This is a genomic window from Bacillus sp. AFS055030 (assembly GCF_002574545.1).
GTDB lineage: Bacteria > Bacillota > Bacilli > Bacillales > Bacillaceae_G > Gottfriedia.
Map to the genome: position 1 here is coordinate 1 of NZ_NUGT01000001.1, position 26,117 is coordinate 26,117.

At 31.0% G+C, this 26,117-nt stretch carries 28 protein-coding genes and 1 riboswitch; of the genes, 17 read left to right on the top strand and 11 right to left on the bottom strand.

Features of this window, described 5'->3' with window-relative positions; translation table 11 throughout:
* Window positions 1-38 precede the first annotated feature (38 nt).
* Window positions 39-962 (bottom strand): MBL fold metallo-hydrolase, encoded by a 924-nt coding sequence (locus CN925_RS00005; RefSeq protein ID WP_286138219.1) that lies wholly within the window; start codon window positions 960-962, stop codon window positions 39-41.
* A 170-nt stretch (window positions 963-1,132) separates the two neighbouring features.
* Here CN925_RS00005 and CN925_RS00010 point away from each other — a divergent pair, with 170 nt between their 5' ends.
* Window positions 1,133-1,717 carry an SCO family protein gene (locus CN925_RS00010; protein WP_098843716.1) on the top strand — a complete coding sequence of 195 codons (585 nt, stop codon included), beginning with the start codon at window positions 1,133-1,135 and terminating at the stop codon, window positions 1,715-1,717.
* 138 nt (window positions 1,718-1,855) lie between these two features.
* Here CN925_RS00010 and CN925_RS00015 read toward each other — a convergent pair whose 3' ends face one another.
* Window positions 1,856-2,341 carry an Hsp20/alpha crystallin family protein gene (locus CN925_RS00015; protein ID WP_180232755.1) on the bottom strand — a complete coding sequence of 162 codons (486 nt, stop codon included), beginning with the start codon at window positions 2,339-2,341 and terminating at the stop codon, window positions 1,856-1,858.
* Between the two features lie 260 nt (window positions 2,342-2,601).
* Between CN925_RS00015 and CN925_RS00020 the strand changes: the two genes are divergently transcribed.
* The 3 genes from CN925_RS00020 (at window position 2,602) to CN925_RS00030 (ending at window position 7,360) form a co-directional block, all read left to right on the top strand.
* Window positions 2,602-4,515, top strand: coding sequence for a hypothetical protein (locus tag CN925_RS00020; RefSeq protein ID WP_142339165.1), 1,914 nt, complete (start codon window positions 2,602-2,604; stop codon window positions 4,513-4,515).
* Window positions 4,505-6,376 carry a hypothetical protein gene (locus tag CN925_RS00025; RefSeq protein ID WP_098843719.1) on the top strand — a complete coding sequence of 624 codons (1,872 nt, stop codon included), beginning with the start codon at window positions 4,505-4,507 and terminating at the stop codon, window positions 6,374-6,376. Before CN925_RS00020 ends, CN925_RS00025 begins: the two co-directional genes overlap by 11 nt.
* 426 nt (window positions 6,377-6,802) lie before the next feature.
* On the top strand, window positions 6,803-7,360 hold the full coding sequence (locus tag CN925_RS00030; protein ID WP_098843720.1) for a hypothetical protein: 558 nt from the start codon (window positions 6,803-6,805) through the stop codon (window positions 7,358-7,360).
* 44 nt (window positions 7,361-7,404) lie between these two features.
* Here the strand turns inward: CN925_RS00030 and CN925_RS00035 are convergent, their stop codons facing one another.
* A complete protein-coding gene (locus tag CN925_RS00035; RefSeq protein ID WP_098843721.1) occupies window positions 7,405-7,596 on the bottom strand; it encodes a hypothetical protein in 192 nt (63 codons plus the stop codon).
* Window positions 7,597-7,729: 133 nt separating this feature from the next.
* Entirely contained in the window at window positions 7,730-8,194 is a 465-nt protein-coding gene (locus tag CN925_RS00040; protein ID WP_098843722.1) for a MerR family transcriptional regulator, read from the bottom strand.
* Window positions 8,195-8,674: 480 nt separating this feature from the next.
* Here CN925_RS00040 and CN925_RS00045 point away from each other — a divergent pair, with 480 nt between their 5' ends.
* On the top strand, window positions 8,675-10,015 hold the full coding sequence (locus tag CN925_RS00045) for a hemolysin family protein (RefSeq protein ID WP_286138220.1): 1,341 nt from the start codon (window positions 8,675-8,677) through the stop codon (window positions 10,013-10,015).
* 51 nt (window positions 10,016-10,066) lie between these two features.
* On the opposite strand, the gene CN925_RS00050 is transcribed toward CN925_RS00045, so the two are convergent.
* The gene (locus CN925_RS00050) at window positions 10,067-10,456 is read right to left on the bottom strand and encodes a YueI family protein (protein WP_098843724.1); all 390 of its coding nucleotides are present in this window, start codon (window positions 10,454-10,456) and stop codon (window positions 10,067-10,069) included.
* A gap of 283 nt (window positions 10,457-10,739) precedes the next feature.
* Between CN925_RS00050 and CN925_RS00055 the strand changes: the two genes are divergently transcribed.
* A complete protein-coding gene (locus CN925_RS00055; RefSeq protein ID WP_098843725.1) occupies window positions 10,740-11,879 on the top strand; it encodes a histidine kinase N-terminal domain-containing protein in 1,140 nt (379 codons plus the stop codon).
* Between the two features lie 32 nt (window positions 11,880-11,911).
* Here the strand turns inward: CN925_RS00055 and CN925_RS00060 are convergent, their stop codons facing one another.
* Window positions 11,912-12,670: a DUF4397 domain-containing protein gene (locus tag CN925_RS00060; protein ID WP_098843726.1), complete on the bottom strand. Its 759-nt coding sequence runs from the start codon at window positions 12,668-12,670 to the stop codon at window positions 11,912-11,914.
* 242 nt (window positions 12,671-12,912) lie between these two features.
* Window positions 12,913-13,015: riboswitch (purine riboswitch) on the top strand.
* Between the two features lie 31 nt (window positions 13,016-13,046).
* On the opposite strand from CN925_RS00060, the gene ade reads away from it, so the two are divergent.
* Window positions 13,047-14,768, top strand: coding sequence for an adenine deaminase (gene ade, locus CN925_RS00065; RefSeq protein WP_098843727.1), 1,722 nt, complete (start codon window positions 13,047-13,049; stop codon window positions 14,766-14,768).
* A gap of 110 nt (window positions 14,769-14,878) precedes the next feature.
* Here the strand turns inward: ade and ric are convergent, their stop codons facing one another.
* Window positions 14,879-15,583: an iron-sulfur cluster repair di-iron protein gene (ric, locus tag CN925_RS00070; protein WP_098843728.1), complete on the bottom strand. Its 705-nt coding sequence runs from the start codon at window positions 15,581-15,583 to the stop codon at window positions 14,879-14,881.
* Window positions 15,584-15,987: 404 nt separating this feature from the next.
* Here ric and CN925_RS00075 point away from each other — a divergent pair, with 404 nt between their 5' ends.
* On the top strand, window positions 15,988-16,230 hold the full coding sequence (locus CN925_RS00075; RefSeq protein WP_098843729.1) for a hypothetical protein: 243 nt from the start codon (window positions 15,988-15,990) through the stop codon (window positions 16,228-16,230).
* 128 nt (window positions 16,231-16,358) lie between these two features.
* Here the strand turns inward: CN925_RS00075 and CN925_RS00080 are convergent, their stop codons facing one another.
* The gene (locus CN925_RS00080) at window positions 16,359-17,093 is read right to left on the bottom strand and encodes an Mrp/NBP35 family ATP-binding protein (protein WP_180232756.1); all 735 of its coding nucleotides are present in this window, start codon (window positions 17,091-17,093) and stop codon (window positions 16,359-16,361) included.
* A 153-nt stretch (window positions 17,094-17,246) separates the two neighbouring features.
* Here CN925_RS00080 and CN925_RS00085 point away from each other — a divergent pair, with 153 nt between their 5' ends.
* Genes CN925_RS00085 through CN925_RS00110 form a run of 6 tightly spaced genes read left to right on the top strand, consistent with a single transcriptional unit; the run spans window position 17,247 to window position 22,163 of the window.
* A complete protein-coding gene (locus CN925_RS00085) occupies window positions 17,247-18,368 on the top strand; it encodes an MFS transporter (protein ID WP_098843731.1) in 1,122 nt (373 codons plus the stop codon).
* Window positions 18,365-20,521: a formate dehydrogenase subunit alpha gene (gene fdhF / locus CN925_RS00090; RefSeq protein ID WP_098843732.1), complete on the top strand. Its 2,157-nt coding sequence runs from the start codon at window positions 18,365-18,367 to the stop codon at window positions 20,519-20,521. Before CN925_RS00085 ends, fdhF begins: the two co-directional genes overlap by 4 nt.
* A complete protein-coding gene (locus CN925_RS00095; protein ID WP_098843733.1) occupies window positions 20,518-21,081 on the top strand; it encodes a 4Fe-4S dicluster domain-containing protein in 564 nt (187 codons plus the stop codon). Before fdhF ends, CN925_RS00095 begins: the two co-directional genes overlap by 4 nt.
* 2 nt (window positions 21,082-21,083) lie before the next feature.
* The gene (locus CN925_RS00100) at window positions 21,084-21,587 is read left to right on the top strand and encodes a QcrA and Rieske domain-containing protein (protein WP_180232757.1); all 504 of its coding nucleotides are present in this window, start codon (window positions 21,084-21,086) and stop codon (window positions 21,585-21,587) included.
* A gap of 1 nt (window position 21,588) precedes the next feature.
* Window positions 21,589-21,783 carry a hypothetical protein gene (locus CN925_RS00105; RefSeq protein ID WP_098843735.1) on the top strand — a complete coding sequence of 65 codons (195 nt, stop codon included), beginning with the start codon at window positions 21,589-21,591 and terminating at the stop codon, window positions 21,781-21,783.
* A gap of 14 nt (window positions 21,784-21,797) precedes the next feature.
* Window positions 21,798-22,163 (top strand): group I truncated hemoglobin, encoded by a 366-nt coding sequence (locus CN925_RS00110; RefSeq protein WP_098843736.1) that lies wholly within the window; start codon window positions 21,798-21,800, stop codon window positions 22,161-22,163.
* A 479-nt stretch (window positions 22,164-22,642) separates the two neighbouring features.
* Here CN925_RS00110 and CN925_RS00115 read toward each other — a convergent pair whose 3' ends face one another.
* Window positions 22,643-24,151 carry a nitrate/nitrite transporter gene (locus CN925_RS00115; protein ID WP_098843737.1) on the bottom strand — a complete coding sequence of 503 codons (1,509 nt, stop codon included), beginning with the start codon at window positions 24,149-24,151 and terminating at the stop codon, window positions 22,643-22,645.
* A gap of 217 nt (window positions 24,152-24,368) precedes the next feature.
* Here CN925_RS00115 and CN925_RS00120 point away from each other — a divergent pair, with 217 nt between their 5' ends.
* Both CN925_RS00120 and CN925_RS00125 read left to right on the top strand, forming a co-directional pair.
* Window positions 24,369-24,554 carry a hypothetical protein gene (locus CN925_RS00120; protein ID WP_098843738.1) on the top strand — a complete coding sequence of 62 codons (186 nt, stop codon included), beginning with the start codon at window positions 24,369-24,371 and terminating at the stop codon, window positions 24,552-24,554.
* 197 nt (window positions 24,555-24,751) lie between these two features.
* Window positions 24,752-24,973, top strand: a complete 222-nt coding sequence (locus tag CN925_RS00125) for a hypothetical protein (protein WP_286138221.1) — start codon at window positions 24,752-24,754, stop codon at window positions 24,971-24,973.
* 137 nt (window positions 24,974-25,110) lie between these two features.
* Here the strand turns inward: CN925_RS00125 and CN925_RS00130 are convergent, their stop codons facing one another.
* A complete protein-coding gene (locus CN925_RS00130) occupies window positions 25,111-25,335 on the bottom strand; it encodes a hypothetical protein (RefSeq protein WP_098843739.1) in 225 nt (74 codons plus the stop codon).
* Between the two features lie 174 nt (window positions 25,336-25,509).
* Window positions 25,510-25,740, bottom strand: a complete 231-nt coding sequence (locus CN925_RS00135) for a hypothetical protein (RefSeq protein ID WP_098843740.1) — start codon at window positions 25,738-25,740, stop codon at window positions 25,510-25,512.
* A 158-nt stretch (window positions 25,741-25,898) separates the two neighbouring features.
* Here CN925_RS00135 and CN925_RS21685 point away from each other — a divergent pair, with 158 nt between their 5' ends.
* Window positions 25,899-26,051 (top strand): putative holin-like toxin, encoded by a 153-nt coding sequence (locus CN925_RS21685; RefSeq protein WP_353616056.1) that lies wholly within the window; start codon window positions 25,899-25,901, stop codon window positions 26,049-26,051.
* Window positions 26,052-26,117 lie beyond the last annotated feature (66 nt).

The window sequence follows — 26,117 nt, forward strand, 5'->3', positions numbered from 1 at the left end:
TTTACAAAGGGTACATTTTAAAAATGACTTCTTCTTTTTTATTTCCAACGATTGGGGTGTATTGTTTCACCTAATAAAGAAATTTTAAGCTTTTCAGGTTTTATTTTTTTCCTTTTCCATTCAGAACATAATCGCTCTAGAGCCTCAAAAGGTGTATCATCTGCAAGTTTAAATGTTCCGTAATGCATTGGGATAAATAAATTTGCATTTAAATCTAAAAACGCTTGAACAGCTTCTTCTGGAGACATATGGTTGTGTTTCATAAACCATTCTGGTTCATAAGCTCCAATTGGAATGAGTGCTGTATCAATTTGAAATCTTTTACCGATTTCTTTGAAGCCTGAAAAATAAGCACTATCACCAACATGATAAATACAATCATTAGAAGTTTTGAATACAAATCCACCCCAATGTGACTTATTTTTGTCAAATAAAGTTCTCTTTGTCCAATGTTGGGAAGGTACAAATGAAACGTTGATCCCTAAAAAGTTCTTTGTCTCCCACCAATTCATTTCATGGACATTTTTAAAGCCTTTACTAAAAAATTTTTGTTTTAACCCGATTGGTAAAATAAATTGAGTTTTTTTAGGGAAATGCCGTAATGTATTAAAATCTAGATGATCATAGTGACCATGAGAAATACAAATTATGTCAATTGGCGGTAATTCAGATATAAGTATTCCTGGTTTTGACAATCGCTTCTTTAAAGCCATTTGATTAGCATAAACAGGATCAGTTAATATATTGACTCCTTTTATTTGAATTAAAAAAGTAGAGTGTCCAATCCAGGTAATAGTTGTTTCATTACGATTTGATTTTAAATAGGAAATTTTTTTATTGCTACATTGTTGAATTACATTACTATAATCTTTTTTAGTCTTACTTCTTTCGATTCCGCATTTGATAAAATCTTTAAAAGTTTTACGATAACTTGTGTCTAAATTTTTATATTTTTTTGCCATTATCAGTCTTCCTTTCAAGATTCTTTATCAATATGTTTAGTTTAACGATACTTTGTAACAGTATCATTTGAAAAATTTTAAATATATATGTTAATTAGTTTAAATTATTAGTTAGAAACTCTTGGTTTTTGATACAATGGACAAGTACAAAGCAACATAGGGGGATAAGTATGAAGAAAAATACGGTATTTGTGACAATAATCTTGACGTTATGTCTAGCATTATTAAGTGGTTGTGGAAATAAAATTGATAATCCGTTAAATTGGGATTTAGAAAAATTTACATACACTAACCAGGACGGTAAGTCTTTTGGGACAAAAGATTTAAAGGGAAAAGTGTGGCTAGCAGATTTTATCTTTACAAGTTGTGAAACAGTTTGTCCGCCAATGACAGCAAATATGGTAAAACTTCAACAAAAGGCTGCAGCGAAGAAGTTAAATGTAAACTTCATCTCATTTAGTATTGATCCTGAAGTAGATACACCACAATTATTAACTACATACGCAAATAAATTTAATGCTGATTTTAGTAATTGGAATTTTTTAACAGGATATTCTCAAAAACACATTGAAAAATTTGCTTCTGAAAATTTTAAAACAATTGTAAAAAAACCTGAAAACAATTCACAAGTTATCCATGGTACTAAATTTTATTTAATTGATCAAAACGGAAAAATCGTCAAAGATTATAGTGGTGTAAGTAAAGTGCCATTTGATGAGATTTTATCTGATATCGAGATTTTGACAAGCAAATAACGCTGCGTATAAGTAAAAAAATTTATTAGTAAAAAACTGAGTTTCTAAAAGATACTCAGTTTTTTTTATTGAATTTAGTTATTTGTGATGTCGTTTTAAAATCTTTAAATTTCACAGGATTTGCTTTTTTGATACTTTTTAGTCTAAAAAGATTTGTTTTTGGTATTCAGGTAATTTTGTACCTTTTATAACAAGCATTCCGTTTTCGTATGATGCACTTGCAGTTGTTGCATTAATTGGATAAGGTAATTTTACGATTCTTTGGGATTGGCTATAAGAATATTTTTTATAGGAGTAATTTGATTGATCATTTTGTACTTCAGTAGTCGAATCAGTTTTTAAGCCAATCGTTAAAATTGTACCTTCAAGGTCCATATATATTTGTTCTTTACTGACACCTGGCATACTTGCTTGAATGATTAATTCTTCACCATTTTCAATGATATCTACTCCGATTGAGGAAAAAACTCCATGCTTATGAAAGAATTTATCAATTTCATCAAAAAGACCTCTAATAGGCGACTGATCAATTAGATCATCCACCTTTTTTAAATAATGTTGAAAATCAATAGATGAATGACTTTGTTTTTCATCTTGAGCGTTGTTTTTTTCTTTTTCACTCATATTCATACCTCCTATCATTCCGACTAACGCAGTATATGTAAAGAGCTTAAACACTGTGCATGTTTAGCCACTAGATTTTTTTTAGATGAGTATCAATTAATAAATAGTATTTCTTTAATTAAAATTTTAGATTTTGTCCATGCACTAAAACACTTAGGTTTACCTGTGTGTTTTTAATTGTAAAAAGGCCGTATTATTCATAAATTCAATACAATGAACGTAAAATGTAGGAGAAATGTCGGAAAGTGGGGGAAATGACTTTGAAATTAAAACGCGCATTGACCCAGAAATTAGCGAAAAAAATTCACAACTTTTTATTCCTTGGAAAAATTGTTACAGAAAGAGTAGTGGGCCAAGAGAAGCAGAGCTTACTGTTTTATGAAGATGAAGATCATATTCGTTTTTATGTTGAGTGCTTATCTCCAATTCCAGCAAAATTAAAAGCTAGCTTTTCAACTCAAGATGTTTTGTTTGTAGGGACAACTGCAAATAAAAATAATGAAAGTAAAATAAAACCACTAATTAAAAGTAAGAAAAAAGATGACATAATTGAAGGTTTAAAAAAATTTTTTGATTCTAAATTAGTTATGTTTCGTCTTGAATATGCAAATGAAGTCATCACAGCAGATTTAGTTGAGTTTTTTGATGGGAAGCGGGACACTACCTATCATCTACTACCTGTCATTGAACTTAGGGGAGAGGGAAAGCGAGAAGAGGTCGAAAACCGACTAATCAAAGGATCGTTGCCAATTCATTTGCCAAAATATTTTAATGATTTTGATCAACCAGAATTTGTTTTTTATGAGAATAGACTATATGGCAATTTGTTTTTGAAATCGATGATGAATGATATCAGTTACTTAGAAAAACAAAATGAAGTTACATTTCTAGATTATGATGAAGATGAACTTAAAAAGTCTTTTATTCATTTAAATCATTTAATTTATTTTATTTCCCAAAAACATTGGGAAGAGTTGAGTAAAAACTTTAAAAAAGAATGTAAAGAACTTATTTATACGCAAGAATTTACTGAGAAACAAGCTTTTCCAATTGAGTGGAGTAATGATTCTGAAAGTGCATTTATTGAACGATTTTATCAAAATTGTTTGCAGCAAGGCTTGTTATATGAAAAAAAAGACATTATTAATTTTCATATATGTTGTAAATTCCAAGCTCTAACAATTTTAGGTGGTGTAAGTGGTACAGGGAAGTCTCAATTAGCCCGTATATATGGCGAAACGTTAGGGCTTGAATTTGGGAAGGAGTTATTATTTGTTCCAATCTCTCCGTCATATCGAGAACATTATGATTTATTAGGATATTTAAATCCTCAAACTGGTATTTATATAGATTCTGAGACTGGTTTAACGAAATTACTAATCGAAGCTGAACAATTTCCACATAGGATGTATATGGTGATTTTTGATGAAATGAATCTTTCTCAAATTGAACATTGGTTTAGTAAATTTCTATCAATTTTAGAAATGCCTCAAGAAAAGAGAGTCATTACCTTATTCCATGATCATAATGTAGTCATTAATCAGTATTATAAGCCTAAAGTTAGAATAGGAAATAATATTATTTTTGTTGGAACAGTTAACTTTGATGAAACTTCAAGTGAATTTTCTTTAAGATTGTTAGATCGTGTAAACATCATCTCACTTAGATCTACGTCATTCGTAAATTATGCAGAAAAAATGACTAATGAAAATATTTATGAGGCTGTACCACAAATTTATATCAATGCAGAAAATTATAGTAATTGGACAAAGAAAACCTTAAGTGCATCTGAGCTTACAAGTGATGAATTAAAGTTTTTTGATGAGTTTAATAAAATAGTTGAACAATCATTAAGCGAGAGAATTATTTCTCCACGTATGATAAAAGATTTATCCAATTATTTAGCAAACATTCCTACACTTCCTTCCCATATTCAATTCGAACGTAGAGAAGCAATCGATCTCTTTGTTAAACAACGCGTATTAACGAAAGTTAGGGGATTATTTGCTAATTTAGAAGAATTAATTGGTACAGGTGAAGGGAACGAACAAGAAGGGCTCCTAAATATGGTCATGAAATCTAATCTAGGGAGATCAATTTCTGACTTTGAGTATTCCATGAAAGAATTGAAAAAGAAGAGAAAGCAGCTGGAGATTGATGGTTATGTCAACTAATAATAGTCCTGAAATTTTTGAGCCTCTTTACCTACCATTTACGATCGCAATTCTTGTCGGAACTAGGGGGAAAGAGGAAAAAATATCTCTTGATGCACTCACAATGAACCCAAAAGAGGCTTACTTATTTGCCTATGAAATACAAGAATTAAAAAGATTTTTATTTCAAGTTGATGGAGATTTTGACGGTGAAATAACGTTTATTTGGAATAATCTTTATCATTTTCAACAAGAAAACCTGGATGATCAGCAGTATGTTTTTACATCTGAAAAAAGAAAAATATTAATATATGAACATGGTAAAACCGAGAATGCTTATCCTTGGAGATGTGGATATTATGAGTTTTGTATTATTTATCAAGATCAACACTTTTACGGAATGATTAAAATAGTACCGAAAAATTTAGATTATGATCAATTAGAATGGATGCATTCAACATTAAATCAACAAATTAACGGAATAATGAATGACTCACAATATTTTAAAAAATCATCCGCTTCGTTTACTCAAAATGGAACAATGTACTTTTGGCCAATTATACGATTTATCGAGGCAAATGAAGAGAGATTACTAGTTGCAATTCAACAATTTATTAGTAAATTAAAGCGGAAACAAAAAAAGGAATATGAATTAAAAAGGCAAGTAAAAAAAATAGATTTTAATACAATTAGATGGACATTATTGCATCCAGCAATTTCAAATGCAACTAATTTAACGATGCAACCAGTTGTTCAAGAAGAAAATTATATTGATGAAATAAAATATGCTAAAAATAAAGTTCGGAAATTTCTACTTACAATTGAAACGCTATTAACCTTTGTAAAATATGAATTAGTAAAAGATAAAAATAAAATGGATCAAATTGATTTCCAAGTGAAGGATATTGAAAAAATGATTCAGAATGTAGTTGGGAATGGCTCAATAACTGATCGAGAAAAGGCAAAATATAGACAATCAAAAATGTTAAAAGAACTAGAATTAGAAAAATTAACTAAAAGCGTTTCGGAAAAAGAACGCATTACGAATTCCTTGGAAAAACTGTATGAAGTCTATTTTAGAGAATATACAATTGGAATCTTTCGCATAGCCACAGATACTGATACTTCGAAATATCCAGCTAGTCCATCGAAAGTATTTCTAAATTTTATTCATTCCTTAAGCTTGTTTGATAAAAAGGTAAAGGAATACGGAAAAAAACAAATGCTTTTACCTGTTTATAAGCCAACTTTTTTACTATATGAATATTTTGTCTTTTTCTCATTATGTGATATTTTCTTAAAGCTAAAATTTAAAAATGATTCTGAACCATTAGGCGAACAGATTTTAATGTATATAAAAGACGATGAATTAATGGATGGGGCATTTGTGACGTTAGAAAATAAAAGTTGGATTATTAACTTAGTTTATAACGAAATTATTGAGGGAAGTCCACAAGTATCACTGTTAAAAGGAACAAATTTTTTTAGTGGTGAAGAATCGAAAAAACCAGATATAAGATTAGATTTTTATCGAAAAAAAAATAAAGAATACGTCGCTTCGATCATTTTTGAAATTAAATATAGTCCAATGTTTAATATTTATCAACCAGTAGGGAATACAAAGGCAATGGAACAAATGTATAAATACTGGGGCCTTAAGTATGTAGAACGTGTTAATGGAAAAATGACATTTGTGCGAAAACCGATTAATGAAGTGATTTGTTTATATCCGGGGAGTAATGTTCATCGTAAAGTTCTCGAAGCCGGTTGTGGTACTTATATTCAGTTTTATCCTAAGAAAAAGGGCGATGATTCTTATGAACTAGTAGGGGAAAGAGAGTTAGTAGAAATAATAAACAGAACTCTCGAAGAACTTAGATAGTCAAAAATTGAACAGTTAGCGGTTCAATTGTATTTGTAATGTTTGAAGAAAATCAACTGAAAATTTTCTGTGCCCTTTACCAATCGATGGCATTGGGCATATTTTTTTAAAAGAACTTTGACATTTTCATACATTGTTAACTTTATATAGGATGAAATTAAATTTCGATTGAAAACTGACAATAAAGTATTTTATCTATACTAGAAAACTAATTATAAGATAATTTTGATTTCACAAATTATACATATTTAGTTATGTAAGCGTTGCCAAAAGCTAAAATTTACCATACAATAGAGCCATATATAAACAGACCTATAATAAAATAACTAAATAGAATGAAAGAGATCATATTAATATTTGGTATAAACGGTGTTTTATGAACGTAAGATAATAATATTTATATAGGAATTTTAGGGGTGAGTGAGAGTGTTTCGTGTTATTCATACAAAAGAAGAAAATAATTTATTTAACGAGCTTTGGGGAGATTTTTGTGAAGAAAACGAAATACCTTTCTTAGTAAGAAGTAATGAAGTTACTCGTTATGGAATTTGTAATTCGGATAAAAAATTAATTGGTACCCTCGAGTTTAGTAAATATAATATTGAAAATGAGGAAAATGATAAATACTATTATAACTTTTCCGAAAACAAATACATCAAATATATTCAAAATGAAAAAATCTATGAAATTGGTAAATTATTAATTACAAGGGAAAATAGAGGGAAGGGATTTTTTAAACAAATTTTACTAGCATGCTATGATCATGCAAATCACACTAATGCTGATTGGTATATTGGTACAATAAATAAAAGACTATATATGTTTGCTAGAAGTGCAGGATTTAAAATTTTACCGATTGATGAATATTTTGAAATAAGTGATGATATAATCGCTGTACCATTTTTATTGGATATTAAGCATGCTATTAAACTATTGAAATATTCGAATGAATTCAAAGAAATATTAATGTATTACGATAAGTAATTGCGAAAAACTCAGGGATTCAACCTGAGTTTTTCAAATTAATCCTATTCTTGCTCAAGAATACCTGCAGCCTGATGCGTTTGATTATAAGCTGTTTGACAAGCTTGAAGCGCTTGTTCGATTCTTTCATGGTTTTGTGGTTTTTCAACAGTTTCTAATGCAGATTGAAGACATTCAATTGCGTGTTTAAGTTCAGTAGTTGCATCCTGAGTATATTGACGCGCATTTTTTTGCATAGAAATTCCTCCTTTCATACAATTTTATTTTTGACCAACATTCTTTTTAGTATGTAAAAAAACGTAGAAGAAAATTCTTCTACGTTTTCTCAAATGCCTAGTTGCTTAAGGCTTCTTAATCTATAAACATGTTTTAAACTCCAAAGATAGACAAAATTGCAAACCGTTTTTTCGGTTTAAATGCTATAATCTTTTTCTGATCCTCTAAATCTGCTTTTAATAAGGTTACTTGTTCATTTAATTGTTCAACTTGGTTTTCAAGTTGAACAACTATTTTCTTTAAATCTTCAATTTCACAACGATGTTCTAGTATTTGTACTGAAACAACTTCATTCGCTTTTGTTTCAACTTTTTCTTCAAGTTTTATTAATTTTTGTGTTAATTCTTTAATAATGTCAGTTTGATTAGTATCATTAGGTTTTGTTTCGTTCGTTTGCATAGAAGCCTCATAAATTTCTTTAATTTGTTCGATTTGTTCTTCTGTAAATAAATAGCCATTATGAGTTTTCTCTACCTTTAATTTTCCTTTTTTTAGAAAATATAATACTTTTTTATTTGTTAATTGCAGTTGTTCTGCCACTTGAGAAGTTGTATACATACGAATTCCTCCTCCAAATAATTTATATATTAAAAAATTCTTTATAAAAATTCACATTCCTTCGAGGTTGACAAAACTAGTGTTGACTCGGCAAAAGTTCTTAAAATACTTAGAATATAGTTGTTCTAAACATTCAAAATGGCTGAATATGTAAACTTAATTACTTTTGTATTGGATTTTAGCGAAATACGGTTATTTACGGCTTTATTGACGTCATATTCTACAAATTTTATAAAAAGTTGATAAATAGCAAATAATGCCAAGCGTTTAAAGAAGAAGGAAAAAAGAAATATGGTAAAGAATGGTAAGTTAAGAGAGAGAGAGTATTAAGTAGGAAATACAGAACCCGTTTCTAAAATCGTTTTAAGTACGCCTAAATAAAAAAATTTTGATAACAAATTATTTTACTGAATATACTAAGATAAGCCTAATTTAAAATTATGAAGATGGCCTTCACTTCCAATTGGAGGGATGACTCAATTGTTTGGAATTGGTACTAAGTTATTATTAGTTGTTGTATTAATTGCATTTACTGCTTTTTTTGTTGCATCAGAATTTGCAATCGTAAAAGTTAGAAGTACTAGAATTGATCAATTAATTGGTGAGGGAAATAAAAAAGCAAGAGCTGTAAAAAGAGTAATAACACATCTTGATGAATATCTTTCAGCTTGTCAACTTGGTATTATTGTTACGAGTTTAGGTTTAGGTTGGTTAGGTGAACCAGCAGTTGATGAATTATTGCATCCACTACTTGACGATTTGCATTTGCCTACTGCAGTAAGTGGTACAATTTCTTTTTTACTTTCATTTGGAATTATTACTTTTATTCATGTCGTAGTTGGTGAATTAGCACCTAAAACAGTCGCTATTCAGAAGGCTGAACAAATTACATTAACGTTTTCACCAGCTTTGATTCTTTTTTACAAAATTACCTATCCGTTCATTTGGTTATTTAATAATTCAGCAAGGATGGTCTTAAAAATATTTGGACTTCCCCCTGCTTCAGAACATGAAGTTGCACATTCAGAAGAGGAATTAAGAATTCTCCTTTCTGAAAGCTATAAAAGTGGTGAAATAAATCAATCTGAATTTAAGTATGTGAACAATATATTTGACTTCAATATGCGAGTAGCAAAAGAAATAATGGTACCTAGAACGGAAATGGTTGCAATTGATTTGCGTGAACCTTTTCACGAGAATATTCATTTTATGAGTACAGAAAAATATACTCGTTTTCCTGTTGTAGATGGAGATAAGGACCATGTCGTTGGATTAATAAATTTTAAAGACGTTTTTACTGATTTCGTTCTTCACAAAGGAGATGAAGAGGTAAAAACACTTGAACAATATATTAGACCAATCATTCAAGTGATTGAATCAATATCAGTTCACGATTTACTTGTTAAAATGCAAAGAGAACATATACATATGTCGATATTAGTTGATGAATACGGAGGTACATCAGGATTAGTAACAGTTGAAGACATCCTAGAAGAAATTGTTGGGGAAATTCGAGATGAGTTTGATGTAGATGAGAAAGAGGATATAAGTAAAGTAAGCGATAATAAATTCATTATTGCAGGTAAAGTATTGATTAGTGAAATTAATGATGTTTTTAGCTTAGATATTGATGATACAGATGTTGATACAATTGGTGGATGGATGTTAACGGAAAATTTTGATGTGCAAGAAGGAGATTCGATTGTCTATCAAAACTCTAGATTTAAAGTACTTAAGTTAGATGGACATTATATAAAATCGATTGAATTAACACGAGAACCGATAAAAAAACTTGAGAGCCAAGAAGAAAGCGCAACTTAATAAATTTAAGATGCGCTTTTAACTTCATGATTTAAAATTTCACATATCGAATTAAAAATTAGTTGATTGATAAAGTTCATCTTTAATAAATATTTCATTTTTATCAATTGCGTCATTATGTGTAACGACAAGCCCGATCGGAGTAGGGACTGGTAAATTATTAACTAATGAAAAGGGAATATTTTTTTTCTTTGCAAGTAAAAGATATTTCGAAATCGTATGATAGGGAAGTGTACCATTTAATAATAAAGTAACGTTTTTCAAATTGATTGCTTTTTCAACGGTCGGATAAATTGAATTTGCCATCACTTGGCTTGTAGTTAGCGCAATTTCAATTCTTTCACGAATTGTTCCTAAAAAAATATTTCGTTCTTCAATTTTTATTTGTTTTTCACCATAGATACCTTTAATTAAATAATCTTCAACATTATTTCCAGCCATCGAAATACCACCTTCAGTTTATTAATTTAATTGTATCTAATTTTAGTCTATTCTACTCAGCCTATTATTGACAATTTTGCATACTTTTAGTTTTATAGTAAATAGAACAAAGTGACAAACGTAAAAATTCAGTTGCTGAATGAAATATAGATCAATTAAATTGCAATCTAATCAGAATATTGTAAAAAATATTACTTTGTCGTAATAAATTCGACAAATTTTTATTTTTTTACTTAACGAATATTTAAAAATTTGTTACTATTTAATTAATAGATTTTTTTTATTGGAGGTGTTCCTTATTGATAAGTCAATAGAGAGTAGGTATAGCACTTTCATACAGGAAAGTATGCCTACGTTAACAAAGAATTGGATCGCTCAAGCGGTAATAAGCAATGATGATCCATTTAAAACAGAGATTATCATTAATGGAACTAAATTGATTGATTTTACGTTATTATTTATTGAGGGTAAAATAAATGAGGATCAAGTCAAACATTTGGCCCATAAAATAGCCCTTGAACGAGTTAAAGCATGTGCTAACATTGGTGATTTTGTGTATAACTCAAATATAGGTAGAAGTGAACTATTTAAACATTTATCAGAATTTGAAGAAAGTATTAGTCTAGTTCAGCCACTTATTAATAAAATTAATTACGTTTTTGACCAGTTTATTTACTTTACTGTAAAGCAATATTCATATCTCATTACACAAGATATAGAAGAGAAAAAACAGTTTATTGACGAGACTCATAAAGAAAGACTTACAATCTTAGGACAAATGTCTGCTAGTTTCGTCCATGAATTTAGAAATCCACTTACTTCAATTATTGGATTTGTTAAATTACTTAAAGGTGATCATCCACAATTAAAATATTTAGACATTATCGATCATGAATTGCATCAATTAAATTTTAGAATTGAACAATTTCTTCATATCTCGAAAAAAGACCATGATCAAATGGTGGAATCCTTTTTAATTAATGATTTATTTAAAGAAATTACAGAATTTTTATATCCGAGTATTGTAAATTCGAATGTCATTTTACAAGAAGGAATATCTCAAAAAATATACATACCAGGTTACAGAAATGAACTTCGTCAAGTTTTACTCAATATATTAATGAATTCAATTGATGCTTTGGCTGAAAACGATGGTCAAAAAATGATTCATTATCAAGTATCAGATTTAGAAGATCAGATTGAAATTCAAATAAGAAATAATGGACCTAAAATTAATGAAGAAAGCATACGGACAATTTTTGAACCATTTGTTACAACAAAAAATCATGGTACTGGAATTGGCTTATTTGTATGTAAGCAAATCATTGAAAAACATGATGGCCAAATTAAATGTAATTCTGATGATGAATGGACAGCATTTTACATAACGTTGCCAAAAGAGGCAACAAAAAAACTCGGATGATTTGTCCGAGTTTTTTTGTTGTATAAAACAGTCTAAATTAATGTAATAACTTCAAATTTGGGGTTCTCTTCAAGGTACCCTACTGAAATTAAATCATATACTATATTTTCTTTATACTTTGATTTATAGAGGGGGAAAATGACCATTTTCGTACCTGCTAATCGTATTTCCAAATTAACTGTCATCGGCGATATAAGCAGATATTCTGAGGCTTTTTTGTATGGGACATTTGGGAAAACAACATCTCCTTCACCAGCTTTAACTGCAAAATCTAGATTTGGTGAATTAGGGGATAAATTAATAAAGCGGATTTTAGCTTCTCCTTGGGGCAAGGAGTGATTGTCGAAATATGAAAACAGTGAGATCTGGTCTAAGTTTTGACCAATAGCAATCGTATAATTTTGTTCGGCAAGTAAAGTAATCTGTTCAGTGTGAATTGGTTTTGATTGATCATTCGTTTTAAAAATCTCAACAAGGTGTATCCCTGAAGGTAATGTTAAGTAGGGAGTTGATTCTTTATAAGATAAATTTGAATGAAATTTAGTACGATTAACGTATATGTCTAAGTCTACTTTTTTAGGTAAAATATTAACGAGTCTTATAAATGCTAAATTTCGCTTTATTATTTTTTCCTGTTTATTACTTGTTGGGGAATAATGATTTATTAACCTTTGAAACGAATCAAATCGACTAAAATGAACTTGGAACAAATTGTCCTCTTTTTTTGAATAGGATGAGAAATGATTAAAAATATTCGGGTTTATTCGATGTTTTTCTACGACTTTATTCAAACTACATACCTCCTATGATTACCATCCTACATTACCATTTAAAATAGTATTCATTAACGAGAAAATTATGAATATTTATATTGAAAACTCAAAAAATATTATTCCTTTTTGAATTCAAAATTTAATAGAATTCAAACAATAGTTATTTACAAATATGTAGTAGCAATTAATGCAATCGAGTTTAGTAATTCAGTTAAGACATAATTCTATAACTTGTTTTTTTAGTCTGGGTCACTAAATAATAAAGAGGTTCTTAATATGCTTGTATCATTTTGGAAATAACCGGTCCAAAAGTTTCTATCAAGCTGCCGAAATAGTTTGACTACTGGAGATATAACATAGCATATTCTCTGATATACATTTGGAGGAAACAAACATGAACTTACATGAAATGAAATCGTCAATCAAAGCTGAAAAAGCTGATTTTTTAATTATAAATGGGAAAATAGTAAATGTTTTTACAAAAGAAATAATAGAGAATTCGATCGCTATTACAAATGGGGTAATTGTTGGAATAGGTGATTATGAAGTTAAAGAAGTAATAGATGCCAAAGGGAAATATATTTCACCTGGCTTTATTGATTCACACGTTCATATTGAATCATCAATGGTTTTACCTAGTGAATATGCGAGAACTGTACTACCTCATGGTGTTACGACTGTAATTTGCGATCCACATGAAATCGCAAATGTTTCAGGGGTGGATGGAATTAAAATGATGTTAGACGCATCAGAAAATATTCCGTTAGACGTTAGAGTTATGTTGCCGTCTTGTGTACCTGCTACTTCTTTAGAGCGCGGGGGAGCTATACTTTATGCAGAAGATTTAGAGCCCTTTATGACACATCCGAGAGTACTTGGATTAGCTGAAGTAATGGATTATCCTGCAGTTATGTCGATGGAAAAACAAATGATTGAAAAATTAAAATTAGCCCACACTTATCAAAAACCGATCGATGGTCATTTAGCTGGACTAACTAAAAATGAAATAAACACATATGCTTATGCAGGTATTTCAACTGATCATGAATGTACAAATGTTCAGGAAGTATTGGAAAGACTTAGAGCAGGTTTATATGTAGCATTTAGAGAAGGGTCCGCTGCAAGAAATCTTAAGGATTTATTACCTGCAATCAATGATCGTAATGCACAACGAGTCATGTATTGTACTGATGATAAACATTTAGACGATATCATGAAAGAAGGTTCGATTGATTTTTGTATTCGAACAGCAATTAAATATGGAATTCACCCTGTGACTGCTTATTCAATGGCAACGTTAAATCCGGCAATATGCTATGGATTAAAACAAAAAGGTGCAATTGCTCCTGGATATGAAGCAAGCTTAGTATTTTTAAACGACTTAGAATCAGTTGAAGTAACGGACGTATGGTGTAAAAGTGAGTTTATCGTTAAAAACAAACAAATTAGTAAACTAATCAAAAATGAAGAGTCAATTTTGATTGATTCCAAAGTAAACTTAGGAGATCTAAAGATTGAAGATCTTGAAATAAAAACAGACGGTAAAAAGCAAGCAAATATAATTGAAATTAACCCTAATAGTATTGTAACAAATCATTTAATTGAAAATTTATCTGATGAATATACTCATTTTGTACCAAGTGTCGCAAAAAACTTATGTAAAATAGCTGTAATCGATCGCTATCAGTCAAAAAAAGAGATTGGTCTTGGGATTGTAAAAGGTTTAAATTTAATGGAGGGTGCAATCGCTACAACGATTGCTCATGATTCACACCAATTAATTGTTGCCGGTATGAATGATCATGATATGTATCTTGCCATTAAAACAATTGAAGAAATGAACGGTGGAATAGTAGTCGTATCTTCTGGAAAAGTAATTGCAAAATTATCATTACCGATCGGTGGTTTAATGAGTAATAAATCGGCAGAAGAAGTAGAAGCGGGATTACATGAAATTGAAACTGCATTACTTCAAATTAGACCAAATAATACATTTAACGCATTTTTAACATTATCATTTCTAGCGCTGCCTGTTATTCCGAGTATTAAACTAACTACTAAAGGTTTATTTAATGTAAATGAATTTAAATTTATTCCGGTATTTTCTGGTGAATAAATAGTATGAAAGGAAGGCACTTATTAAAGGAGTCTTTTTATGTGGATATGAACAATTCAAAAAAGAGCACACATGATGGCTCCTTTTTGAATTCTAATATTAAAATAGTACTATTTTACAATTGCTCTTTTAAATAATATATTATTTTCTAAATGGATGTGTTGGAAAGTATCTGACTCTAAAGCTTCAAGTCTTTGATAAACAAGTCTGTAAGTACCACATGCTTCCATTGGTGGGGTATAGTCATTTGTAATGTCACGTAATTCTTTAAAAAGATCCCCAGCAGTACTGTGCTCATTTTCTAATTCTTCAACGACTTTACTTAATTTCTTGTAATTTTCTTCAGTTGGATTTTTTTCATAGTCTAAAATTAATTTAAAGTCCACTGATTCTTCTTTCCATGTATGTTGTTCTAATTCAGTTTTTAAATCAAAAAACAGTTTGTGCAATCTTACTAAATGAGGTTGAGTTCCACCGTGAACTCGCATTACTTTTGTTACATATGGACTTAATTGAGGTAATTCCTCATTTAAAAAACGATGATGCTTGTTTACAATATGATTGATTAAATCACTACTAGATGCTTCTTTAAAATCAATCATTACTTCATTCGATAATTTAGTTTCTTGATATAGTGAATTTAGTTTTGTTAAAATTTCATCTTTTGATAATTTTCTTTCTTCAATTGCTTCAATTAGTGGTCTATTTCCACCGCAGCAAAAATCAATTCGATATGATTTAAAAAGGTCACTAGCCTTTGGAAACTCTGTTACAATCTCGCTAATTTTGTCGAACTCATTAAAAGGTTGATTCATATTAAAAACCTCCATAAAATTTATTTGCTTTGATCTTTCTGAGAAAAGAATACCAACAATAACAACTAAAGATTGTGATACAAATCACATTTAAGAGATTTTAAAAGAAATTTTAAGAAATAAAATTTGAGGAGCTGTCATCATTAAATACTGATTTGATGGTTTAGATATATTACTTTGTATATGAATGAACATAAAAATAAAGTTTATACAAGATAATTAGCGAAACATGAAACAATTAAATGTTCATTGTTTCACAAATTAGACACAGATTTTAAATTAAATGAATGATATGATCTTTATGTAAATATCACTTCATTGATTATCTGTAATTTAAATAATTAACATCTTGAATGTTTAAGTTTGTTTTTTTCAATGAATTTAGTCGAAGGAGTGAAGGGGAATTGTCTAAAACTTATATGGTATATAGTTATAAAGATGGATCTTGTATAGGTAAAAACTATTTTCAAGGGGCAACTTGGAAAACTTTAATGAAGCATTTGGCTGTTCGTAAACGTGACGGTGAACTTAGATATGGAAAAGTAATTAATCCTGATTATGTAGATATATATACACTTGATAAAGATCATAAAGAGGTGTTAGTAAAAGAAAGAATGACTAATTTTACTAGACTTTCAATGGCTTAAAATGTTTGGCAATCACATTTTGTGGTTGTCTTTTTTTATTACTTTAATTGCTTTTAAAACATCTGAAAAAAATTTTATCAAAATAATAGTACAAGTTATATAATATCTTACAACTTGTACTATTATTTCTAAGAAGTCAGTTTGATGACTGCATGTGCTAATTCATTGTATTTTTTCCCCATTAATGAATCAGTATGGTAAATTCCTAATGCTGGGGAATTAGCGTCTGGTCTTTGCACGGGGAATTGTACAAGAACTTGGCTTGCCAAGCTCTGAGCTAGACGGTCCCCGCCGTTTTCACCAAAGAGATTAATTTGATTGTGACAATCAGAGCATTGAATATAGGACATATTTTCCACGATTCCTAAAATTTTGTTGCCAGTTCTTGATGTCATAGCACCTGCTCTGAATGCAACTTCTGAAGCTGTTTCATGTGGAGTGGTCACAACAATTTCTTTTAAATCTTTGACCAAATCATTTAAATCCAAAGGTATGTCACCAGTTCCAGGAGGTAAATCAAATAATAGATAATCTGTATCTCCCCAATCAACTTCCTGAAAAAAAGTTTTAATGACTCTACCAAGCATAGGTCCTCGCATAATAATAGGCTGATTGTCAGTACGTAAAAAACCAGAAGACATAAGTTTTACACCGAGTTTTTCGATCGGCTGAATTCTTTCATTAATTGTTTGTGGTTCCGTTCTTACTTCCATAATACTAGGGATACTAAATCCATATATGTCCGCATCAATTAAACCAACTTTTTTCCCTTGATTTGCTAATGATACAGCTAAGTTTGCTGCAACAGTAGACTTACCAACCCCACCTTTTCCACTAACAATAGATAAGTAAGTAGTAGGCAATTTTTTCAACTCCTTTCTGAAATTTAATGTTCTTACAACCTCATAAGTATTAACAAGTAATGATTAATTTATAGCAAAATTTAGTAATCGTGGAATATTTTTCTCGTTTATTGGAAGAATATGCATATTAAAAATAGTCATGGAGTGGAAAAAATGGAAAATGATTCAAGGGAGTACCAAGCTTATACGATTTCATCTGGTGCTTTTGCATCGAAAGCAGCAAGAAATGCCTTCATTGTCTTAGTTCTCTTATTTCTATCTGTCTATATCGGTTCTGAAGCATTTGGTTTTTTTGATATGGCATTGTATGGATATTTATGGGCAAGCGTTTTATGTTTTTTATTAATGACGATTCGTATTACAGCATGGACAATGAGACCACCAACTCGTCGTTTATGGAAACAAGGAATAAAAATGTTTTTAAGTCCTAGGGGATGGAAGTTTTTATTTGGAACATTATTTAAAAATATCGGGGTTCAAAAGTTTATTTCACATCGTTCTTGGTATCGGTGGATTCAGCATATGTCAATTTCATGGGGAGTAATGATTTCATTTGCGATTACATTCTCATTAGTTTTTGGATGGCTGCATTTCGAATTAGTTGGTTCTCGTACATATCAGGTGGTAATGTTTGGAATTCCTGTTTTTAAAATGCCTGTGGATTCAACGTTAGCTTTTTTAATTTACCATGGGCTTAATTGGGCAGGTATTGCAGTGATAATTGGTTGTCTCATGGCGATGAACCGTAGATATCGGGAAGAGAAAAAATTAGTAGAGCAATCAAAAGTATACGATTTCTTTCCGCTACTATTATTGATCGCTATTTCCGTAACGGGATCGCTACTTACTGTATCTGCTTATTTCATGAAGGGAACTTTTTATGTTGGAATAGGACTAGCTCACCAAATTTCAGTCATCATTTTTTTATTATATTTTCCGTTTGGGAAATTTTGGCATCTTCCTCTACGTTTCTTAGCTGTTGTGATTCCTGCTTATCATTCTCTAGAGGAACAAAAACCTTGTTCTAGATGTGGTAGGGAGTATGCTACAGGAACACAAATTAAGGACGTACAACTTGCGTTAAGCAAAAGACGACTTTCAGTACCAATCGACAATTCAAATTTTCATATGTCTGATTTATGTTCCGAGTGTCGTAGAGTCACACATCGGTTAGCGGCTTTTGGATCACCTATACAATTTGGAGAAGCTAATGTATTGGTTATGCCAAATGGCCAAAACGGCTTAACAATGAGTCAAGAAGGAAGTGAAAAATGATGGGCCATCCACAAAATGCTGAATACTCTCAAAGAGAATACGAACCGATTCTTAGAGAAGGAGAAGAAAATATTGCTACACATTGTTGTTTTTGTGGTATGCAATGTGGGATGAATATTCGGGTCGAAAAAGAAACAAAAAAAGTTATTGGAGTTGAGCCAAGATATGATTTTCCGATGAACGGTGGTCGACTTTGTCCTAAAGGAGTTTCAGCTTATCGTCAAGCTGAACATGGCGATCGAATCGTAAATCCATTGATTCGAAAAAATGGAGAGTTAGTAGAATCTACTTGGGAAGAAGCAATCGACTTAATTGTTAGCAAAATCCAAGAAATCCAAGGGAAATATGGAAAAGATGCTTTTGGAATTTATAGTGGTTCTTCAATGACGAATGAAAAATGTTATTTAATGGGGAAATTCGCTAGAATCGGACTTGGCACAAAAAACATTGACTACAACGGTAGATATTGTATGTCTGCTGCAGCGGTTGGTTTTAACCAAAGCGTTGGTATCGATCGAGGATCTACAAATCCGTGGTCTGATATTAAATCAGCAGATGTGTTACTTATTGCTGGATCAAATACAGCAGAATGTCATCCACTATCAATGCCATATATTTGGGGTGCAAGAGATCGGGGTGCAAAATTAATTGTAGTAGATCCTAGACAAACGAAAACAGCCCTCGTTTCAGATGTACATTTAGATGTAAGACCCGGTACAGATGTAGCACTTGTTAATGGACTCATTCATCTCTTAATTAAAGATAATATGATTGATGAAAATTTTATTCAAAATCATGTTAATGGTTTTGAAGAATTAAAGTCTTTAACTGAGTCCTTTACTCCTGAAAAGGTTTCGAAAATAACAGGTGTTTCTACTGAAAAAATCATAGAGGCAGCAAAGCTTTTCGGGCAAGCGAAAAATGGCATGGTTATGTTTGCAAGAGGAATTGAGCAACATTCGAACGGTACCGATACTGTTTCAAATTATGTGAATCTATGCCTTTTAACTGGAAAAATAGGAAGAAAAGGATCAGGATTTGCTACATTTACAGGTCAAGGAAACGGTCAAGGTGGACGTGAACACGGTCAAAAAGCAGATCAATTACCAGGGTATCGAAAGATTACAGACCCCGAAGCAAGAAAATATATTGCAGGAGTTTGGGGTGTTGATGAATCAGAAATACCCGGGCCAGGTATGTCAGCCTTTGAATTACTTAAGTCATTAGGGGAAGAAGTAAAAGGACTCCTTTTAGTTTGTAGTAACCCAATGGTATCCGCACCTACAGTAGGAGATGTAAAAAAATATTTAGAGAAGCTAGACTTCTTTGTCGCAATCGATATTTTTTTATCTGAGTCAGCAGAGCTTGCAGATGTTGTTTTACCTTCAACCGTTTGGTTAGAAGACACTGGAACAACTACGAATGTTGAAGGCCGCGTAGTTCTTTTAAAAGGAATCGATCATACACCAGGAAATGCAAAAAGGGACTGGGAAATCATTTGTGAAATTGCAGATCGATTAGGTAGAGGTAAATATTTTAAATATAATTCTTCAGAGGATATATTTAACGAATTGCGTATAGCAAGTCGCGGCGGGAAATCAGATTATTATGGTATTACTTATGAAAAACTCGAAAAGATGAATGGTGTATTTTGGCCATGTCCCTCAAAAGAACATGAAGGTACACCTAGAATGTTTGAGGACTTGAAATTTGGATTTCCAGATGGAAAAGCTAAATTACATGCAATTGAATACAAAGGTCCAAATGAGAAACCTGACGAAGAATTTCCTTATATCTTAACGACGGGCCGAGTTGTGTACCATTATTTAAGCGGAAATCAAACGAGAAGAATTGAGGCATTATCTAAGTTTTGTCCAGAACCGTATGTTGAAATAAATCCTGAAACGGCTAGAAAATTAAACATTAATAATGGAGAACCAGTGAAACTCGTAAGCAGAAGAGGGGAATTAACTGTTCCAGCTAAAATAACGAAAATTATTAGACCAGATACTTTTTTTGTTCCTTATCATTGGGGCAAAACAATGGCAATAAATCACGTAACAAATCCAGCATTGGACCCAAAATCAAAAATACCTGAGTTTAAGGTTTGTGCAATACGAATTGAGAAATTAGATCAAAGGAGTGCACAATGACTAAAGTATTATATATTGACTTTGAAAGATGTATCGGATGTCGTGCATGTATGATTGGTTGTGAAGAATGCAGTGGACATGACCATTTATCTAGAATGTTTGTCGACGAATTAATGCCTGGTGAGACAGTAGCAACTTCTCCAACACCATGCATGCACTGTTACACGCCAGCTTGTGCTGAATCATGTCCTGTACAAGCGATTAGTTTAACTGCTGATGGTACGGTACTTTCTGCGTCACACGAAAAATGTATTGGTTGTAAAAACTGTACTTATGCTTGCCCATTTGGCATACCTCGAGTGGATGACGCAAAGAAACTGATGTATAAATGTGATTTATGTTATGACCGTACATCAAAGGGACGTCCTCCTATGTGCGTAAGTGTATGTCCTACAGATACAATACAATTTAAAGATGAAGAAGAAATTAAGAAAAATTCGACTAAGCCAGTACAGTATGAATGGAATTTTGGTGGAACATTAATTCAGACTAGAACAGTTATTGGGATTCCTGATACGAAAACGAATAAATATGGCTATTATGATACACAAGGTGAATGAAGATGAAGAAATTTGATCATTTTTTGCAAAAACTTACATTTAATATTCGTAGAGATAAAGAGTTAGATATGAATCGAAGAGGATTTATTGGAGCTAGCTTAGGTTTAATCGGTACAATGTTTCTATCATCGATTCCTTTGGTAGGCCACGCTTTAAAAAAGGATGAAAAGTCTTCTCAAAAAACGATGAAAATTGCAGGGATCGAAGAATTAAACATTGGTGATAGTAAACCATTTTCTTATGATAATGAAAATGATCCTGCTTTACTTATTCGAATTTCTGAAGATGAATACAGAGCATACCATATTAAATGTACCCATCTTCAATGTCCAGTATATTATGATAAATCCACAAATAAAATGGCATGTCCATGTCATAATGGATTTTTTTCTGTTTACGATGGGGCTGTATTATCAGGTCCGCCTCAACGTCCATTACCCTCAATTCTTTTAGAAAAAAGAAAAGATGGTTTATATGCAGTTGGAACGAAAGGTGGAGAACATTAATATGAGGATGGCTTGGTGGATATTCATGGCACTGCTTGCAGTACAAATTATTCTAATCCAATACATGGTAGAAGAATTTTTGGCCGGGCATTATCACGAATTATTTTATTATTTTTTAGCAACGGGATTTGTATTTATTTGTTCAATAATTACATATATCTTTTTCCGAAAAACGGATGAGGTTAGTCATGAATAAAGGAGATTAGTGATATGGAGTCTCAAAACAATTTATATGAGCACATTGGTGGAAAAGAAAAGATTGGCCAAATGGTAGATGATTTTTATAAAAATGTAATGAATGATGAATCAGTAAACCATTTTTTTAAGAATATCGACATGGAAAAACAAAGAGAACATCAAACTAATTTCCTTAGTTATGCATTTGGAGGACCTAATCAATATTCTGGCAGAACAATTGCCAATGCACATCAAAATATAAACACTGAACATGCACACTTTGACTCAATTATTAACCATTTACAAAATGCTATGAAAAATCACGAGATTGAAGAAGAGCATATGGAACGGGTCATTCGAAAAATATCTGAGCATAGACAAGACATCGTTTCAGAGTAATAACTATTAAAATTAACTAACGAAAAAGAACAGATCTGTAATGGATCTGTTCTTTTTTCAGAGTGTTGAAATAAAACCTAGTCAATATAGAACAACAAAAGTCAAGTATATATTATTTAAGCAAAAATTTTTAAAGGCTCATACTCATAACAGGTACATGAGGAAGTAAACCAGCGGAAAATAGAAAGAAACTTCCTCATAACAGGTACATGAGGAAGTAAACCAGCGGAAAATAGAAAGAAACTTCCTCATGAATGGTTCAAGAGGAAGTAGACCACAGAAAAATAGAAAGGTGCTTCCGCATAACAGGTAATGAGGAAGTAAACTAGCGAAAAGTAGAAAGATACTTCCTTATAACAGGTACATGAGGAAGTAAACAGCAAAAATTAGAAAGTTCCATACTCATGACAGGTTTTAGTAGAAATCAACCCAAAATTAGCGTTGTTGACAAGCTCATTTTTCAATTTACTCTCTCAATTTTAAACTTTTTTATTAGTGGGGTTTAATTCATTAAACATACCAACATAGTTCGTCACATTATCATTATCGTCCTTAATCGCAGAAATTGTAAGTAATTCTAAATAAACATCCCGATTTTTACGTTTATTCCATATTTCTCCTTGCCAAAAGCCATTTGCTCTTATATCCTCCCACATTTTGTTATAAAAAGAAGGATCATGTTTACCTGATTGAAGAACAGCTGGTGTTTGTCCAACAATTTCCCCGTTAGAGTATCCTGTTACTTTAGAAAATGCTGGATTTACTTTTTGAATAACTCCTTTTAAATCTGTTAACATGATTCCTTCAACAGTGCCATCTATAATACGCTCAGATATTGACAATTTATCTTGGTAAAATAACCAAATTACACATATTAAACTTGCTAAAGAAAATTCAGAAAGGGCCATAAAACCAATCGCATTATGTCCAGTCAAATTATAAAGAGTTGTTAATACTAGCGGTGGGAAAAAACCACCAATCCCACCCATTGCAGCCACGATTCCATTTACAATTCCAGCTTGTTTTGAGAAATACAATGGAACAAGCTTAAAAATTGTTCCATTTCCAAGCCCAGCACAAAACGCTACTAAAAGACAACCAAATGTATAAATAGGTAATGATAATGTAAATGAGAGTAAGAATCCAGAAAAAGTTAAACCACTGAAAACGAATAGTAAGATCATAAATGGATTTAATTTATCTCCAAGCCATCCACCAATAGGTCGAAGTACAGTCGCTAATACGATAAAACCGGCTGTACGAAAACCCGCATCCACTTTTTCTAGATGAAAATGATTTACTAGAAATGAGGGTAAATATACCGTAAAGGCCACAAAAGCGCCAAATGTTATAAAGTAAAATAAACACAACAACCAAAGCTTATAATTTCGATAAACCCCTTTAATTTGTTGAGATAGGGAAGTTGTAACTTTTTTCTCATTTTTATCTCCAAAGAAGAATGTCAAAATTGCAAATAAAACAAGTAAAATAATAAATAATTTTACAGTATTTCTCCATCCGATGGAGCTTGCTAAAACTGGTGCCGTAAAAGAAGTAACGGCAGTCCCTATATTACCTGCCCCATAAATACCATTTATAAAACCGTGACGCTCTTTAGGGTAATATTTTGGTAATGAAGTAACTCCAACTGAAAAGATTGCGCCGCCAATTCCTATAAATAAGCCGCCTATAATCAAATCCGTCACAGAATTTGCAACACTGATGTAATAGATGGGTAAGATGAGAATAATCAAGCTAATAAAAAATAATTTTTTTGCACCATAACGATTTGTCCAATAACCAATAGGAACCCTCAGTAATGATCCCAAAATGACTGGAACTGCAGTCACCAATGCAAGTTGATTAGAGCCAATTGAAATATCATTTTGAATAAAAGGCATTAAAGAAGAAATAATGACCCATACCATAAAACCGATTACTAAATTGAATGTTTGTAACACTAGCTGTGTAATACCTTTTGAAATCATGATAACACCTACACTTTTATGGAATAAATTTTATTTTATCTTTTGCATTAAGCGATAAAAAAACACATGAAAACAGTTTGATTAAAGAATAACTGACTGAATCATACTTATCATTGTGATATAACTCACAACTTCTGATTTTCCTTACTTTATAATTATTTTAGAGCTTTGGTTCATAAATCTATAATTAGTTCAACAGAAATCAAGAGGTGAAGAGATGAACTTACTTACCGTTAAAAAGAAAAAGTTGGATAAATGCAATAGTAATTATGTAATAAAGATTGAAGAGAATCGAAATATTAAACTTAAAACTTTTATTATTACTTCATCATTATTTCTATCAGGTACATGCATATTTGGAGTTGCAGTTGCGACATTACATCATATAGGTGGAATGCATTAAGAATGAACAGGTATAAAGTAACGATAAATGGGCCGATCTCTGTCAAATAGACGTTAACTTAAAATAAATTTTCCCAATAAAAAACTCCCCATAATGCAGACAGTTATATCCTTTTTACTGTCTACTTTTGGGGAGAATTACAAATGATAAATAAAATTAAGGGCAGAATAAAAAAATATTCTAAAGGAGTGATTATTTTGAAAGACAAAATTGATTTTTCAGAAAAAATTCATATAGGTGAACTAATTGCTGTTTCGAATGTTTACGGTTTAACTCCTTATACGCTTCTTTTAGAACTTGAAAAAGGTAAGATTGAAGTATTTCTTTCGATCGATGAATTTAACAAAAAATACAGTGACACAACAGATTTGGACTGGTGTCAATTAAATAATGGTAAAGTTTTCTCAAAAAAAGAATGAAGAGTAATAAGGATTAATTCGTCAATCTAACAACTGATTTTAAGTGGTTAATTTTATTAGAGGTAAAAGAGAAGTAATTAGCGAGAATAAAGTTTGATTTGATTGCAGTCTGAGATTGATTAATTTTTCCTCTGACTTTAACTTCTATTATTTAACACCATTTCTCCAAACATGGCCAATTGATCATTATTTAAACGATCTCGATTAATAGTTGGTAGCACAACGGATATTAAAAAATTAACTTCGCTGTTTAACCGATTAATCTCTTCTAACAAATGGATTTGGATTTCTTTCATTTCGTTGATAACCTCAAGATACAAATCTTCATTAGTACAATTAGATTCTTTGATTTTATTGTTCATATCCAACACCTCCAAAGAAAATTATTCGTTGCAAATGCTTCAATATCCTTTATGTATAACTGATTTTTTAATTTCAAAAAGTTTAGAGTAAATGATTTTTCATCGCTATCACAAGTATAAAATAAAAAAACTCAGCCAATAATTTAAGATTTTGGCATGAGTAATACAACTTATTCATTCACCGATATTATCTTCAAACCACTCTTGAAGCTCTTTTAATGATGTAAAGGAGAAAATTTCTTCTCCGTTTTGACCATTATCAATACCGGTGTTACCTCTTAACGTAATTTGTCCTTCATCTCCAGAAATTAAAATTGCATAAGGGTGGTTTCTATTTATATACCTTGCATCTAAATCATTATCAATCCAATTTTTACTATTCAAAAAAGCCTCGAAATGATCCATTTACATTCCTCCTATGGTCATATTGTTCCATTTTTTAACAAAAAAATAGCCCTTAAAAGGATTGTGGAAGAAATTGGGTTAACTGCAAAAATGATTAATCTTGCATGTTAATTACATTTTTAAAGGATGCTTCAAAATTAAAAATTAAAAAAATTTGAATGTATAGGACAAACTTAGTTCCGGGAAGGCTTAAAAGTAAGGAGGCGGTTTGTATAGTTACTTTCGAAGTTTTATCACTAATGATTAGCTTTGGTATGTTTGTGATCGCCATTTTAGAATTTAAAAATAAAGATCAGAATAAAAATTCTTGAACACGCTAATTAAAGCGTGTTTTTTTTCTAATAAATTCTGTCAACTATTATTTAAGAATTTCACTT

Coding starts and splice junctions, on each gene's coding strand:
- CN925_RS00005 (WP_286138219.1), bottom strand. CDS start 962: ATGGCAAAAAAATATAAAAATTTAGACACAAGTTATCGTAAAACTTTT.
- CN925_RS00010 (WP_098843716.1), top strand. CDS start 1,133: ATGAAGAAAAATACGGTATTTGTGACAATAATCTTGACGTTATGTCTA.
- CN925_RS00015 (WP_180232755.1), bottom strand. CDS start 2,341: ATGAGTGAAAAAGAAAAAAACAACGCTCAAGATGAAAAACAAAGTCAT.
- CN925_RS00025 (WP_098843719.1), top strand. CDS start 4,505: ATGTCAACTAATAATAGTCCTGAAATTTTTGAGCCTCTTTACCTACCA.
- CN925_RS00035 (WP_098843721.1), bottom strand. CDS start 7,596: ATGCAAAAAAATGCGCGTCAATATACTCAGGATGCAACTACTGAACTT.
- CN925_RS00040 (WP_098843722.1), bottom strand. CDS start 8,194: ATGTATACAACTTCTCAAGTGGCAGAACAACTGCAATTAACAAATAAA.
- CN925_RS00050 (WP_098843724.1), bottom strand. CDS start 10,456: ATGGCTGGAAATAATGTTGAAGATTATTTAATTAAAGGTATCTATGGT.
- ade (WP_098843727.1), top strand. CDS start 13,047: ATGAACTTACATGAAATGAAATCGTCAATCAAAGCTGAAAAAGCTGAT.
- ric (WP_098843728.1), bottom strand. CDS start 15,583: ATGAATCAACCTTTTAATGAGTTCGACAAAATTAGCGAGATTGTAACA.
- CN925_RS00085 (WP_098843731.1), top strand. CDS start 17,247: ATGGAAAATGATTCAAGGGAGTACCAAGCTTATACGATTTCATCTGGT.
- fdhF (WP_098843732.1), top strand. CDS start 18,365: ATGATGGGCCATCCACAAAATGCTGAATACTCTCAAAGAGAATACGAA.
- CN925_RS00095 (WP_098843733.1), top strand. CDS start 20,518: ATGACTAAAGTATTATATATTGACTTTGAAAGATGTATCGGATGTCGT.
- CN925_RS00100 (WP_180232757.1), top strand. CDS start 21,084: ATGAAGAAATTTGATCATTTTTTGCAAAAACTTACATTTAATATTCGT.
- CN925_RS00105 (WP_098843735.1), top strand. CDS start 21,589: ATGAGGATGGCTTGGTGGATATTCATGGCACTGCTTGCAGTACAAATT.
- CN925_RS00110 (WP_098843736.1), top strand. CDS start 21,798: ATGGAGTCTCAAAACAATTTATATGAGCACATTGGTGGAAAAGAAAAG.
- CN925_RS00115 (WP_098843737.1), bottom strand. CDS start 24,151: ATGATTTCAAAAGGTATTACACAGCTAGTGTTACAAACATTCAATTTA.
- CN925_RS00120 (WP_098843738.1), top strand. CDS start 24,369: ATGAACTTACTTACCGTTAAAAAGAAAAAGTTGGATAAATGCAATAGT.
- CN925_RS00130 (WP_098843739.1), bottom strand. CDS start 25,335: ATGAACAATAAAATCAAAGAATCTAATTGTACTAATGAAGATTTGTAT.
- CN925_RS00135 (WP_098843740.1), bottom strand. CDS start 25,740: ATGGATCATTTCGAGGCTTTTTTGAATAGTAAAAATTGGATTGATAAT.
- CN925_RS21685 (WP_353616056.1), top strand. CDS start 25,899: ATGTATAGGACAAACTTAGTTCCGGGAAGGCTTAAAAGTAAGGAGGCG.